Below are 15,681 nucleotides of genomic sequence, written 5' to 3'. Positions count from 1 at the left end.
TTTTATTTTTTTGGAACAATACGTTCTACTTTACCTACTATAAAAGTGTATGAAAGCACTCCTATTAATGATACAACAGCTATGAATACAAGTGCAGGACTAAAATCGCCGTCGGCAACTAAATAACCAATAATTGCAGGAACAAATACCGAAAAACCACCTATAAAATTGAAAGCACCACCAACTAAACCTAAGTTATCTTTTGGAGCAATTAATGATACAAACACCCAAGCTATACTTGCCAACCCCATACCAAAACCTGCCAGAGCTAAAAATAAAATGATAAATACAATATTATCTGTATAATTAGCGCCAATAATAAAAATGGTCATTAACATACCTATTATAATTGGTGCTTTTCGTGATATTTCAACTGAAAATCCTTTTTTGGTTAAAAAATCTGATGTAAAGCCCGATAGCAAAATACCCAAAAAGGCTGCTAAATATGGTACTGATGCATAAAATCCTGATTTCACAAAATCTAAACCTCTAAACTCTACCAAATATGTTGGAAACCATGTTAAAAAGAACCATGTTATGGCCCCCAAACAAAGTTGACCAATATATATACCCCAAAGTTTTCTATATATGAATGCTTGCTTAAAATCGTGCCACGTAAACTTCTTTTTGGGAGCTTCTTCTTTATTTTTTGAGCCTACTAAACCACCTCCTTTTTCAATATAATCTAACTCTGAATCACTTACACTTTTATGATTTCTTGGGTCTCTGTAAAAGAAATACCAAATTAGCGCCCAAATTATACCTATAATACCAGATACTATAAACAAACCACGCCAACCTAAAGCATCTTGAATTAATGTTAACACAGGCATTAAAAAGGCTAAACCTAAAAATTGACCAGACGTGTAAACGGCTATAGCCGAAGCCCTTTCTTTTTCGGGAAACCAACGGCTTACCACCAAATTATTTATAGGGTAAGATGGCGCTTCAAAAACACCTATACTGGCTCTTAAACCAATTAATGCTGCTAATGAATTTACAAAGCCCTGCACCAACGTTGCTACAGACCAAAGCACTAAAATTATTGAATATAAAACTCTAGACTTTATCCTATCTGCTAATACGCCTCCTGGAATTTGCAATGCTGCATAAAACACACCAAATGCTGAAAATACCCAACCCATTTGCTCTGTATTTATTCCTAAATCTGTTCTTAAAGCAAAGGCAGCTACAGATATGTTTGTTCTATCTAAATAATTTATAACAACGGTAATAAATATCATTGCTAAAATATTATACCGTTTTTTGGTTGTTGGTTTTTCTATCATTTTTTGGTTTGTATGTGTATAATTTTTCCTAGCTAAATCTAGTATAGTGTTTTAAACCAAATATATATATTACACATAAAATTAAATAACTTGTAGACGTATTTGACCTGTTTTTACCTTTAAATTCTCATATTTTACAAACCTTCAGCCATGTTTAACTATAATTTTAAAAACTTTAAAGGCTATAACACTTTAAATTATAAAAACATTTGTTTTACTATTATACCCATTTGTTAAGGCTTTTAAGTGTTTTATTTATGAATTTTATTCCCAAACTAAACAATACACATTATGCAACGCCATTTAACCCTAACTATTTTAACATTAATAGTATTAGTTTTAAATACTAATGCACAAAATTTACCAAACGGATTTCCCGATACAGACAGAACAAAAGTTAGTATTAATCAAGGGTGGAAATTTCAATTAGGCAACCCTGAAGCTAAAAATCACACCACCAATTTAGATGATACTTCATGGGAAACAGTAAATATTCCGCACACCTTAAAACTCACCTCTTTAACTCTTGATGGGTTACAAGATGAAAAAACGCAGTTAATTTTCCATAGAGATGTTGGCTGGTACAGAAAAACAATTCCGGTTTCAAATTCAAACAAAAAAGTATTTTTAGAGTTTGAAGGCGCTCACCAAATTACAGACCTTTGGATTAACGGCAAACACGTAGGCAAACACGCCGTTGGTGGTTATACTCCTTTTCATTTTGATATTACAGATTTTGTTACCAAAGGAGAAAACAACCAAGTTACTGTTTTGGTTGATAACAGACGCAACGAAATGGTTCCACCAGACCCAGGACCTTTTGATTATGTGAAATTTAGCGGACTTTACCGTGATGTTTACCTTGTTGAAACCAACCCTATACATGTAACGTTTAATTGGGAAACTTTAAACTCTGGTGTAAATATTACTACACCAACTATTGATGTGGTAAACAAAAATGCCGTTATTTCAATAAAAACAGCTGTAAAAAACGAAACAGCTCAATCTGCCAAATGCCAATTATTAACGCGCGTAATTGACAAAAATGGTTTGGTTGTTTTGCGCCTCACGCAAGATGCTGATATTTGGCCAGGACAAGAACACCAATTTAATCAAATAGGTAGCTTAGAAGACAATGTTCATTTTTGGAACATAGACACTCCTTACCTATACCGTGTTAACAGTATGGTAATAATTAATGGTAAAGAAGTTGACTTTGTTGAAAACCGTATTGGTCTTAGAAAGTTTGAATTAGATCCTGTTAGAGGTTTTATTTTAAACGGAAAACCCATTGAACTTATTGGTGCAAACCGCCACCAACAATACCCGTATTTAGGCGATGCCGTACCTAATGCGCTTCATTATAAAGACATGGTGCAATTTAAAGAATATGGTTGGAATATTATGCGAACCGCCCACTACCCACAAGACGACGCTTTAATTGATGCTTGCGATGAATTAGGTATTCTTGTATACGAAGAAGCTCCTACTTGGATTTCAATTTCAGATAAAGCCCTATGGTGGGATAACCTTGAACAATCTGCAAGAACTATGGTGCGCAATCACAGAAATCACCCATCTATTGTTATGTGGGGCGCCGGTGTAAACCATCGTGGATACGTACCCAGAGTTCACAATACTATAAAACAAGAAGACCCAACGCGCTTAACAGCATCACAAGGTGCTAGGTGGACTGGTTGGCAAACCTCTGGTTTAACTGATATTAACGCAAACATGCTATACGGCCCATTTTTGTGGGACCGCAGCGAACCTATTTTTGCCATGGAAGGTGGTAGAGGTGCTGCTGCTGTTGCGCCTTATAAAAAAGACGTATTAATGACAGGTTTAATATCATGGACGGCGCATGCCTACTACACCTTTCACCCAACACACAGTAGAGCTAATGATAAAAGAGATCGTACTAGAAGCGGTATGATGACAATTTTTAGAGACCCAAGACCTTATTTAGAGTGGTATAAGGCAGAATTACTTGATGAACCTTTTATAAACATACAAGAAGAATGGGTGCCAAACACCAAAGAAATTACAGTATTCAGTAATGCTAATGAAGTAGAATTATCTTTAAACGGACAATTAATTGAACGCCTAAAACCAAGCAATGACACCATTTACGATGGTTTAGACCACGCACCATTCCATTTTAAAAATATTAACTATGGCTCAGGAAAACTTGTTGCCAAAGGTTTCTTTAATGATGGAAAAACCATTGAAACCACTAAACAAACACCCGGTAAACCTCATGCTATAACGCTTGAATTAGACAATAATAACAGAATCTTTACTGCCGATGGAAATGATATTTTGGTTGCGTATGCTACTGTGATTGATAAAAACGGAACACCAGTTTTTAACACAGACCATTTAATTCAATTCTCTGTAAAAGGTGATGCTTCTATTATTGGAGATAATGCTAACATTAATGCAAACCCAATGTTTACAGAATATGCTGTAGCACCCGCATTAATTAGAGCTGGAAATACAGAAGGAAACATTACTATTACTGCTAAATGCAAGGGGTTAAAATCTGCCAGCAGCACCGTGAATTTAGTTGCTAACAACACCAATATTATTCAAAAAAATGCCAAAGCTATTTATGATTTTAAAAGTGAACGTGTAGATCTTGGTTCTGCCGATCAATTACTTCAATTTGGGTGGCAACCTTGGTACGGATCTGATAACACTGAAAGCACCTACAATTTTAAAAATTTTGATGGTGTTAATGCTAAAATATCGGCAGCCTCAAACGATGGCGTTTTACGTTGGTTAGGAGAAATGAATGTTATTGGAAAATATGGCTATGCTTATGGCGAAGGTGCTATAGCTATAGATGATAAAGGTGTTAACTTGGTTTTTGAAAACCTTCCCAAAGGAAATTACAAATTAACAACATGGCATCACGCACCTAGTAGCAATTCAGATTCAATGGATCCCAATAAAGAAAAATTGAAATCTATAACAATTCACAAATTACCTTATGAAAAAGAAATTATTATTTCTTCGGAAGCTTTAATTGGTGAAAAACACAAAAAAGCAAAAGTTACCGAAGGCAAAGAAATGCAATGGCAATTACCAGGGTTAAGTGTTATTGAATTTGTTTCTAATGGAAATGCACCAGTTACCATAAACTTCAACGGAGAAGAAAACAAAGGAATTTGGATAAATGCTTTTGAATTAAGTGAATGGAAATAAACAAAAAAAACCTGTTTCTCAATTTTATATTTTGAAACAGGTTTTTGTTTTTTTAATTACTTTTTTTGTATATAAACCACCCAATCTTTTGTTTTATCTTTTGGAGGTAAACCTAAAGACTGCTTACCATTTCCTTTTATAGTTTTTACTTTTCCTTTTTGAAGCTTTCCACCTATTCTGGGGTTGTACCACAGTACAGAATATTCTCCTGTATTATCTTTAAAATCTAACATAGCTTCTCCGCCATTTTTTAAAAACACTACATATGTTTTACCTTCGTTAGCCAAAACGAAATCATTTTTTGTTGAAATTAAAGCATCATTTGAAATCATTTCCCAAACAGGCACTTTATTATCATTAAAAAAATCTAAGCATATTTTACCTTGATCCCAGAATAAATCTCTAGAGCGGTAATCTTGACACGTTAAATCTGAATGCGCATGTTTATAGCCAAAGTACCACTCTGTACCCCAAGCACCTGCCATCATAGCACCCCAAAGGCCGTTTTTTCTAGCATCATTATGCTCAGGATCTTCGTTGTCTGGTAATAAAGAATGTTGGGCATCACCAGGTTCATCGCAAGCTACAGCCCACGTTTTACCTTCAGCTTCAGCTTCTTTTAAAATACGTAAAACACTATTATGAACGTTTCTAAAATCAGCTTTATTGGTTTGTAAAGATGCTCCTGTAAACTTGCTGTTTTTACCGTAAACACCCGTAAACCAATTACCGTTATGAATTACAATATGATGTTTGTAAGGATCAATTTCACTTACATAATTTGCCAATGTTAAACGCCCTTGCACATCAACAGGAAAGGTACGTGGCGGGTTTTGCCAATCGCCAGTTTCTTCGCATAAATTCCAATTTAGAGCCAAATGATGACCAAAACGCGCTATTAATTCACGGTAATATAGTTTTGTGTATAAACCAACGCCACCATTATCTAAAAGACCTTGGTTTTCGGCTTCTAAGGTTTTAAAATGTAAAAACATCCCCAAAGCATCGGCGTGTTCAAAAATAATTTCCCACTGGTCTAATTTAGAAATGTCAAATCTATCTTTTGTGTTATAATCTGTGTACGGAAATACATTTTTATCATCACCTTCAATATTCATAGTAATAAATGAAAATACATTCATACCTTTTGATGCTAAGTAGTTTACGGCACCAATAATGTCTTTTCCTTTGCCATTTTGCCATGTTGGATTACCGTTTTTCCAATCTTTTTCATGAGCTTCCCAAGATTTTACTAAATCATCTTTAAACCCGTCATTATGAAATGTGCCATCAAACTCTTCATAAGCTAAAAAATTTTCTGGGGCATCTGCACCACATTTTAAAAAGTATTCACCAGTTTCGGCAAACTTCAAATAGCGTTCTCCAACATATTGCAACCTTCCTTTGGCGCGCATATCTCTACCTGTTTTATCTGTGTTTTTAACTACAAAAGAGCCTTCTTTATCATCCATAAATCCGGCAGATTTCAACTTTTTTGAAACACGTACCGCAGCCCATTTATCTTTTACAAAACGCACTTTATATTGCCACTCTCCAACCTCATCGGCGGCAAAATGCACACGCCAAACATTACCTTTAGTTGCACTGGTGTTTGCAGCATTACCATCGGCAGCAAAATATCCTGGAATTGTATATTTTTTACCTGAATTTTTATGTGTGAAAGTGACATCTAACTTGTAGTTTAAAAACGGATTATATTCAGCATCCTCTGATGTTTCGGGGCCTTCAAACTCTAAAGTTATTTTATGCCATTTTTTTAATTCGCCTTTTATATTTTGTGCTTCAGAAAATTGAAACATAAATGAAAGCATTGCTAAAAAAATAAATGTGGTGGTGTTTTTACGCATGTTTACTTGGTTTTATATAGTTCTTGTATTGTAAAATAATCTTCTTTATCTTTAATTCTATTTCTAATTTGTTGTACTTGCCAACCTCCAACGGCCGATGCGTTGTTAAACTCTTTTCTTACGTATGTTAAAACACTTGCCAACCAATCATTATCTTGGTGTTTAAAACCAACCATAACACCCGAGTATGTTTTACCATCAATTGGCCCTGTTAAACCGTTAAGTATAATTTTGGTAGTAATATCTTTATTGCCTTTAACTCTTGGCGAACCTACTAGTGCTGGCGCTAAACCATCAATACCTTCGCCATTTTTACCATGGCAGGCTGCACAAATATTATTGTAGTTTTTGTAACCCTCAATAATATTTTTTCTAACATGTGAGTTTTCTAAAACGTATTTCTTTTTTAATTGTTCAATTACTGGCGGTACTTCTTTAATACTTTCTTCGCCTGTAACTTTTATAACTTCATTATTTGGATGCGCTGCCATAATTTCTTTAATTAAGCTTTTAACTTCGGGTGTTTTATTAGCTCTTAATGATAATAATAACTGTAATACAACATCAATATTTGTATCGTTTTTTATATTTGATAGTGCTTCAAAAACTGCAGAGTTACCCTTAGCATGAAAAGGTTCGCTTAATCTTAAAGCTGCCTGTTTTACGCGCGCATCATCATCTTTTAAAGCTTTAATTACTATACTTTCATTTATAGCATCTAACCCTTCTAAAGTCCACAATGCATGTAATCTTTCTAACGGTTCACCTTTAGAAGTCAAACTTTCAAGATTTGAAATTACAGATGCATCTTTCTTTAAAATAATAAGCTTTTGCGCATTAAGCCTGTACCAACCATTAGCATGCCCTAAATATGAAAGTAATTCTTTTGCAGATTTTTCTAGGAGATTTTCAACTTTTGAAGGCTTTATTTCATCATGAACAATTCTATAAATTCTGCCTTTACCAATGTTTTTATCAAGTCCTTTTTTCTCAATAACAGGTCTTAAAAAACTACCTTTACGTGTCCAGTTACCTTCTTGAATAATACCGCGGTACATATCTACTACATACAGGCAACCATCTGGTCCTGTTTTCATATCAACAGGTCTAAAATTCATATCTGTTGATGCTAAAAATTCGGTTTGTTCGTAAGGGTTTTTAAGTACTTTTTTGCCGTTTACGTTTACTACTTTTGCTCGCCTAATTAATCTTCCTACTGGTTCAGGAATAAACAAATCGCCATAAAGGTTGGGTGGTAATTTATCACCCAAATAAATGGCTTGCCCGCAACTTGCTGTAAAATGGTTAAGGGTGCCATCTTCTCGTAATCTTTTTAAGCCGCCTTGTACATCGGGTGTTCCGGTTATGGGCCATACTTGTTCAAAACCTTCTTCCCATTTTCCTTTTAACTCTAAAGTACCGTAGTATGGGTGTTGTTGGTACCCAAGGGCAGGTACTTCGCCACCGGCGCTAGAGTAGTACAATTGTCCAATTTCGTCTTGTGCTAAACCCCATTGCCCATTTGGTGCATCTTGTAAGGTGTCTGTTTCAATTTTTCCTCTGGTAAATCTGTAACGAATAGAATTTTTTGATAAATACAACCAATTATCTATACCCCAGAGCATGCTGGCCGATTGGTGTTCTAAATTAGCATTGTCTCGTTTTGGAGCATCTAAAAGTTTAATTTTTTCATCAGCAATATTATCTCCATCTGTATCTCTGTAACTCCAAATATGTCTGTTATACGTTTCGCCAACAATAAGTCTATCATCTAACGGCATAATAATTCTGGGTAAAATAATGCTATCAATAAAAACGGTACTTTTATCCATTTTACCATCGTTATCTAAATCTTCTAAAACAGAAATTCTACTCCAAGGTTCTTGTTGGTTTGTACCATCAACATCTTGCATATAGGTTAGCATTTCTGCCACATACATTTTTCCGTTTCCGTCCCACTCAATAGCTACGGGTTCATTTATCATGGGTTCACTAGCAACCAATTCTAACCTATAACCCTGAGGTAAATGCATAGTTTTTATACTTTCTTCGGGTGATAAAAAATCTATTGGTGGATCTTTAACTATTGCTGGTTTTGTGTAAATAACATCAGCATATACTTTTTTCTCTTCTTTACAGCTAGAAAGTATTAATGCTACCAAACAAAAGGTAGCTAAACGGTACATGTTTAATTTCATTTAATGTGAATTTAGTTTAAGCTGCAAAATACGATTTTCAACCTTGCTTAACCACTATATTTGTTTCAATAACGGTAACAAATGATTCATTTTTCAAACTTAATAAAAGCCATTATAAATTTTATTAAACTGATTACTTACCCCTTAATTTTGACCAAAAATTACTACTTAACTTTATATATACAAAAAGGCGCATTGCTAATTACAATGCGCCTTTAAAATATTTTTTTTTAAAATTATTAAGCAGCCAAACTGTTAGAATAAGCTACAATAATAATACCTACTACCATACATGTTAAACCTATATATAAAAAGTTTTTTGCCTTTGTTGAAGCTTTTACCCATTCTTTGGTTATTAACCCACTTACAATAGCAGTTACAACACAAGCTGTATTAAAAATTGCGTACCCAATACTACCTCCTAATTCGCCTAATTTGAAGGCTGCATAAGCAAATACTACCGATGCTGCAAAATTAAAAATACCCATAATGGTTGTTAATATTACGTTTTTACCTAAATGAGGCGTTTTAAACTTACCCCATAATTTTTTAGCTGTTAATTGCTGCGCAAAGTAAATAGCAATAGCAACACCGCCCGCCATATAAATAACATACATTACAGCAATAGCACTTTTCCAAGAAGGGTTACCTTGTGCTTGAGAAGCCTTGTCTATAATTTCGGCTCCGTAAGAATTTGCAAAACTAAAGCCTGTTGCCAATAAACCACCAACTACAGCAATTAAAATACCTGTAATAATAGAACCGCTTTTCTTTTCTTCATTGGCAGAGTTTCCTTCTTCATCTTTTTGACGAATAATACCTGCTCTACCATTTGCCATTACACCAACAAGTACAACCAATAAACCTGCTAAAATTGTTAAAAATATATTAGTTGCAGGTACGCCATTTACAAAGAATGGTATTAGAGAACCAACCAATATAATAGTGCCAATAAATATTGAAAACCCAAGAGATAATCCAATATAATTAATGGCTTTGCCCCACATCATAGCTCCAATACCCCATGCAACACTTGATACAATCATACCAATTAACACATCCGATGGAATAGCTCCTAAAATATCTGTAAAGCCATCTATTAATAAAAAGGCAGCTACATTAGGAACAACAAAAGTATTGATAGCAAAGAACATACTCCATGTGTTCTCAAACTCATAATCTTTGGTAAATTTTTCAGGTAATGCGTATAAACCTAATAATAAGCCTGCTAAAATGGCAAATAAAACACCTGTAATCATAATAATTAGTTTTAGTTAGTAATTAGTTTTTAAACTTAAAAATTGTTGTGCTTGTGAAGGTTTCACCAGCCTTGGTTATTGAACGTGGTGAATTTTCAATATTTGGACCATTTGGATAGCGGTGTGTTTCACAACAGAAACCTCTGTATTTACCAAATTGGGTACCGTCTTCACGCTTTAAATCGTTTGAAGTATATTTTCCTGTGTACAATAACATACTAGGTTCTGTGGTAAAAACATCTAAAGTTAAATCTTTTGATGGATTTGTAATTGAAGCTGTTTGGATTAAATCTGAATTTGGATTGTCAAATACATAAAAGTGCTCAAAACCATCACCCATTGCTTGGTGTACATCTGCAATTCGCTTTGGTTGACGCAAATCGTCTGCTTTACCTTCAAGGTTTAAAATCACACCTGTTGCGGCCCCTGTATCATCAGTTTCTAAACGCTTATCTGTATTAACTTGAGCAGTATGATTTTCTATACTTTCAGAAAATCCGCTTAAATTAAAATATGTGTGATTTGTTAACGATAAAGGCGTATCTGCATCTGGCAAAGCTTCATAATTTATATGAAGTTCATTATCATTATTAATACTAAAAACTACAAATACATTTACATTTCCAGGAAATCCTTCTTCTAAATCTTTGCTTTTAAGACTCATTTTGAGAGCAGCAGTTGCACCTTCAACAGTTATAGCCTCTGCATTCCATATTTTTTTATCAAAACCAACCGCACCTCCATGCAAATTATTTGGTCCGCAATTATCTGATAAAGAGTATGTTTTACCATTTAAGGTGAATTTTGAATCTTTAATTTGAGAACAATAACGACCAACTGTACAGCCAAAATAAGGTGCGTTGTTTTTGTAATCTTCAGAAAAATAACTATTTAAAGTATCAAAACCACAGGCAACTTCTCTTAATTCTCCATTAACAGGTATTTTTAATGACGTTATTGTAGCTCCGTAATTAGTAATTTTCACTACCATTCCGTTATCATTTGATAAGGTAAACTGCTGTATATCTACATCGTTGTAGTTTCCAAAAAGAGATTTAGTTACACTCATAAGTCTTATTTAATTTTGTTTTTATTTTTTTTCGAAAGGTGCTAATTTTTCCCAATTAAAAATCACACCAACACCTGGATAATCTGGCGCTACAGCCCTATGATTTTCTACCACCAATGGTCTTGTTGTATATTCATCAATAGGGAAACTATGTACTTCTAACCAACCAGAATTTGGTTGTGCAGACACCAAACTTACATGCAATTCTTGCATACCATGTGAGCACGCAGGAATACCATGTTTATCGGCTAATCTTGCAGCAGCTAACCACCCTGTTACGCCACCACAATTGGAAGCATCTGGCTGAACAAATGATAGTTTTGCTTGCTCCATTGCATATTCAAACTCGTGAATAGTATGTAGGTTCTCTCCCATTGCTAAAGGAAAACCAGTTCTATCAACTATTTCTCCAAAACCTTTATAATTATCAGGGATGATAGGTTCTTCAAACCATGTGATATCATATTGCTTAAATCCTTCAATTGCTTTAATAGCTTTTTCTACATCCATGGAATAATTAGCATCTACCATAAACGTAACATCTGGACCAACAAATTCTCTTACCGCTTTAATGCGCTCTAAATCTTCATCTAAATTATCTCGCCCTATTTTAATTTTTACAGCTTTGTAACCTCTATCTAGATAGTTTTGCATGTTGCCCAACAACTTTTCTATAGGATACATTAAATCTATACCTCCGCAATATGCTTTACAAGTATTATTTACGCCACCTGCCATTTTCCAAAGAGGTTGACCCGCTTTTTTACATTTAATATCCCAAAGCGCTATATCTACTGCTGAAATAGCGAAAGATGCTATACCACCTCTACCAACATAATGAATGTGCCATTCTAGAAAATCATAAATACCATCAATATCGGTTCCATCCTTTCCAACTAAAACACCAAAGTCATAATCTACCATAGCTTTTATGGCTCTTCCTCCTTTTCCTCCTGTATATGTGTAACCAGTACCCTCGCTTCCGTCTTCAAGGGTAATGGTTACAGTGACTAACTCAAAATGATAGTGATCTCCGTGTTTTGCATCAGACATCACTTCTGGTAATGGCACTTCAAATAAACGTGCATCTACTTTTGAAATTTTTGTACTCATTTTTATCTTAATATTATTGGAAGCTCTACAGCTGTAGCAGCTCCTAAATCTTTACTTCTTTTACTTGGTAAGGCATTACTAATTACAATTTTGTAATTCCCTTTTATCCATTCTTTTTTGCCTTCTAAATTAGTTTGAAAAAAGCTTTTGTTAGGAATTACAAAATTTACACTTTGCTTTTCTCCTGGCTTTAATGCTATTCTTTTGAATGCCTTCAAAGCATAAAAAGGCAAGTACCCTTTAGTATCTTCTGGAACTAAATAAGCTTGTACAACATCTTCTAAATTCAAATCACTTTTATTACTAATGTCTACAGAGACCTCAAAATCTCCTTTGTTCTTCTTTAGTTTGTTTGAATTAGCAATAGCATTTTCTAAAGTTATTTTTCCGTAACTTAAACCAAAACCAAATGGATACATAGGTTCTTTATCCATGTATTTATAGGTTCTTCCTTTCATACTATAATCTTCAAAAGGCGGTAATTGTTCTACATTTTTTGGAAATGTTACGGGCAAATGTCCTGATGGAGCAACATCTCCAAACAATACATCGGCTACAGCATTACCACCTTGCTCCCCAGGATACCACATTAAAACAATAGCATCTACCAAAGGTTCTACCTCTTCAAGAGAAACTGCACTACCTGTTCCAATTACTAAAATTAATGGTCCTTTTTTCTTTTCGCTTATTTCTTTTATATAGTCTATCTGACTTTGAGGTAAACGTAAATGTTTTCTATCGCCTTTAGATTCTGAAGCTATAGCATCTACTTCTTCACCTTCAATTTCATTAGAAATACCAGCAACTAAAATTGTAGCTTCAACTTCTTTAGCCACGTTTGGCGCCCAATTTTTAGGATTTAAGTTTGAAGTAAAAGGCAACACGCCTTGTCTGTAGTTTAGAGAAGTTCCTAATGATACTTTTTCTGTGACACCCTCTAAAACTGTAACTAAATCTGAAGACATGCCGTAATAATTAGCCATTAAAATATTAGTTGAAGACGAAAATGCGCCAGTAACGTATAATGACTTAATATCTTTTTTAAGAGGCAGCACATTGTTTTTGTTTTTGAGCAAAACGATGGATTGCTGCGCCACTTTTCTAGCTAAATCTTTATGCTTTTGAGAATTAATAACCTCTGTTCCTAAACTGTTGTATGGATTGCTTTCAGTTTTATCAAAAAAGCCAAGTTTAAAACGCGTTAAATACAATTGTTTTAAACGTTGGTCTATTAATTCTTCTTTAATTAACCCTTTATCTACAGCTTTTTTTAGTCCACTTTTATAAACCCAACCACAATTTAAATTCACTCCTGCTAACATTGCTAAAGCAGAAGCTTCTTCGGCAGATTTTGCTTTGTTATGTCCTTTTATAATATCACCTAGCGCGCCACAATCTGAAACAATGTACCCATTAAAACCCCATTTTTTCTTAAGGATTTCATCCATTAAAAACATACTAGAAGTTGCAGGCTCACCAAAAACTGCATTATAAGCCCCCATAACACCTTCAACTTTACCTTCTTTTACTAAAGCTTCAAAAGCTGGGAAATAGGTTTCATATAAATCTAACTTAGACGGAATTGCATTAAAACTATGACGTAGTTCTTCAGGACCAGAGTGCACCCCAAAATGTTTGGCACAAGCAGCAGCTTTTAAGTATTTGGGATGATCTCCTTGAATTCCTTGAACATAGGCCACTCCTATTTTAGACATTAAATAAGGATCTTCTCCATATGTTTCTTGTCCGCGCCCCCATCTAGGATCTCTAAATAGGTTTACGTTTGGTGACCAAAAGGTTAAACCTGCATATTTTCCTCTATTATTTATAGATAAGGATACTTGAAATTTAGCACGTGCTTCATCAGTTATAGCAGATGCTACTTCTTTAATTAAATCAGGATTAAAAGTAGCGCCCATTGCTATACCTTGCGGAAAAATAGTAGCTTTTCCGTTTCTAGCAACACCATGTAGCGATTCGTTCCACCAGTCGTATTCTGGTACGCCCAATCGTTCAATAGCAGGTGAACTTGATGTAAATTGACTACACTTTTCTTCAAGAGTCATGGCTTGAATTAATAAATCTGCACGCGTATCAAAAGGCAGAGATTCATCAAACCATTTAAATTCACCTTGGGCATTCAAGCCCAAAAGTGAATTCAAAAAAAGTATAAATAAGATATTATATTTTCTCATTTATAAGTAAAGCAAACTAAATTAAACTGTATGTTTTATGTAAAATGTTTTCTTTTCTAAATATTGCTCAAAACCATATTTTCCATCTTCACCACCAGAACCTGATAATTTATAACCATTATGGAACCCTTGGTGTTGTTCTCCATGGCCTCTATTTACATAGATTTCACCATATTCTAACTCATCATTACACTTCATAATGGTATTCATATCATTAGTAAACACCATAGCAGCTAATCCGTACTCACAATCATTAGCATACCCAATAACTTCATCAAAAGTTTTAAACTTTAGTACCGGTAATATTGGCCCGAATGATTCTTCATGAACAATAGTCATATCTTGGGTAACATTGGTTAAAACCGTTGGTTCAAACCAGTAACCTTTTTCAAATTCCTTGCCTTCTGGTTTTTTACCTCCAGCAGCAATAGTAGCACCTTCTTTTACTGAGACCTCTACTAAATGTTCCATATGCTTTAATTCTGAAGCATTCACTTTTGGCCCCATATCTGTTTCTTCTAACATTGGGTCACCAACTTTTATCTGAGCTACTTTAGCTAAGAATTTTTCCATAAATACATCATAAATATCTTCATGAATGTACATACGCTCATTACATGTACAAACTTGCCCGCAGTTATCAAAACGAGAGTGTAATGCTGCATCTACGGCCGCATCAATATTAGCATCGGCAAATGCAATAAATGGTGCTTTACCTCCTAATTCTAACTGCACATGTGTTAAATTATTAGCTGCTGCACGGGCAATTGATTGACCAACAGGAGTAGACCCCGTCATGGTTATCATTTTAGTAATTGGACTTTCAACCAATGCATTTCCCATAGCTCTTCCTGGTCCTGTAAGGATGTTAATTACACCTTTTGGAATACCTACTTTGTTAGCTAAATCTCCTAATTCTAGAGTAGCGATTGGTGTTTCAGAAGTAGGTTTTATTACTATTGAATTACCTGCCACTAATGCTGGCCCTAATTTACGTCCTGCTAGTGCTAATGGGAAGTTCCAAGCTGTAATTGCTACTACAACACCTTTTGGAATTTTTTGAATCCAGATTTGTTCATTAGGATTATCAGAAGGAATAATATCACCTTCAATTCTACGAGCACCTTCAGCAGCGTATCTAATGAAAGACGCTGTAACTTGTACTTCAAAACGTGCAACTTTTAAAAGTTTACCTTGTTCTTTTGTTAACAATACCGCTAAACGCTCATTGTTGGCATCAATTTCATCAGCTAAAGCAAACATGTAATCTGCTCTTGTACGTGCTGGTAATTTTTTCCATTCTTTTTGAGCTGCTTCGGCTGCTCTTAAAGCTTCAATAGCTTCTTCTGCTGTACCATTTTGTACTTTAGCCACAACTTCTTCTGTAGAAGGACTTACAATATCAATAGTTTCTCCAGATGCAGAGGTTTTCCATTCTCCGTTTATAAATAACTGGTATTCTTTAACTTGCCCCATAATA

The 15,681-nt window shown here is 34.6% G+C and carries 9 protein-coding genes; 1 reads left to right on the top strand and 8 read right to left on the bottom strand.

The genetic code is table 11. The annotated features are described in order from the left end of the window. Positions 1-2: 2 nt before the first annotated feature. Entirely contained in the window at positions 3-1,289 is a 1,287-nt protein-coding gene (locus ACYX4H_RS09065) for an MFS transporter (RefSeq protein ID WP_476235940.1), read from the bottom strand. Between the two features lie 291 nt (positions 1,290-1,580). Here ACYX4H_RS09065 and ACYX4H_RS09060 point away from each other — a divergent pair, with 291 nt between their 5' ends. Continuing rightward, on the top strand, positions 1,581-4,499 hold the full coding sequence (locus ACYX4H_RS09060; protein ID WP_476235938.1) for a glycoside hydrolase family 2 TIM barrel-domain containing protein: 2,919 nt from the start codon (positions 1,581-1,583) through the stop codon (positions 4,497-4,499). 56 nt (positions 4,500-4,555) lie between these two features. Here the strand turns inward: ACYX4H_RS09060 and ACYX4H_RS09055 are convergent, their stop codons facing one another. The 7 genes from ACYX4H_RS09055 to aldA form a co-directional block, all read right to left on the bottom strand. Next, positions 4,556-6,367 carry a DUF5060 domain-containing protein gene (locus ACYX4H_RS09055; RefSeq protein ID WP_476235936.1) on the bottom strand — a complete coding sequence of 604 codons (1,812 nt, stop codon included), beginning with the start codon at positions 6,365-6,367 and terminating at the stop codon, positions 4,556-4,558. Between the two features lie 2 nt (positions 6,368-6,369). Beyond that, positions 6,370-8,565, bottom strand: coding sequence for a DUF7133 domain-containing protein (locus ACYX4H_RS09050; RefSeq protein WP_476235935.1), 2,196 nt, complete (start codon positions 8,563-8,565; stop codon positions 6,370-6,372). Between the two features lie 239 nt (positions 8,566-8,804). Beyond that, positions 8,805-9,824: an L-rhamnose/proton symporter RhaT gene (locus tag ACYX4H_RS09045; protein WP_476235933.1), complete on the bottom strand. Its 1,020-nt coding sequence runs from the start codon at positions 9,822-9,824 to the stop codon at positions 8,805-8,807. 22 nt (positions 9,825-9,846) lie between these two features. Then, positions 9,847-10,893: an aldose epimerase family protein gene (locus ACYX4H_RS09040; RefSeq protein WP_476235932.1), complete on the bottom strand. Its 1,047-nt coding sequence runs from the start codon at positions 10,891-10,893 to the stop codon at positions 9,847-9,849. 21 nt (positions 10,894-10,914) lie between these two features. After that, complete coding sequence (locus ACYX4H_RS09035) at positions 10,915-12,006, bottom strand: mandelate racemase/muconate lactonizing enzyme family protein (protein ID WP_476235930.1); 1,092 nt, start codon at positions 12,004-12,006, stop codon at positions 10,915-10,917. Positions 12,007-12,008: 2 nt separating this feature from the next. Beyond that, complete coding sequence (locus tag ACYX4H_RS09030; RefSeq protein WP_476235929.1) at positions 12,009-14,168, bottom strand: glycoside hydrolase family 3 C-terminal domain-containing protein; 2,160 nt, start codon at positions 14,166-14,168, stop codon at positions 12,009-12,011. Between the two features lie 54 nt (positions 14,169-14,222). Beyond that, entirely contained in the window at positions 14,223-15,677 is a 1,455-nt protein-coding gene (gene aldA, locus ACYX4H_RS09025; RefSeq protein ID WP_476235928.1) for an aldehyde dehydrogenase, read from the bottom strand. Between the last annotated feature and the right edge of the window lie 4 nt (positions 15,678-15,681).

It is taken from the genome of Seonamhaeicola sp. ABD4_340 (assembly GCF_056312135.1).
This window is presented reverse-complemented; position numbering and strand designations above follow the sequence as displayed.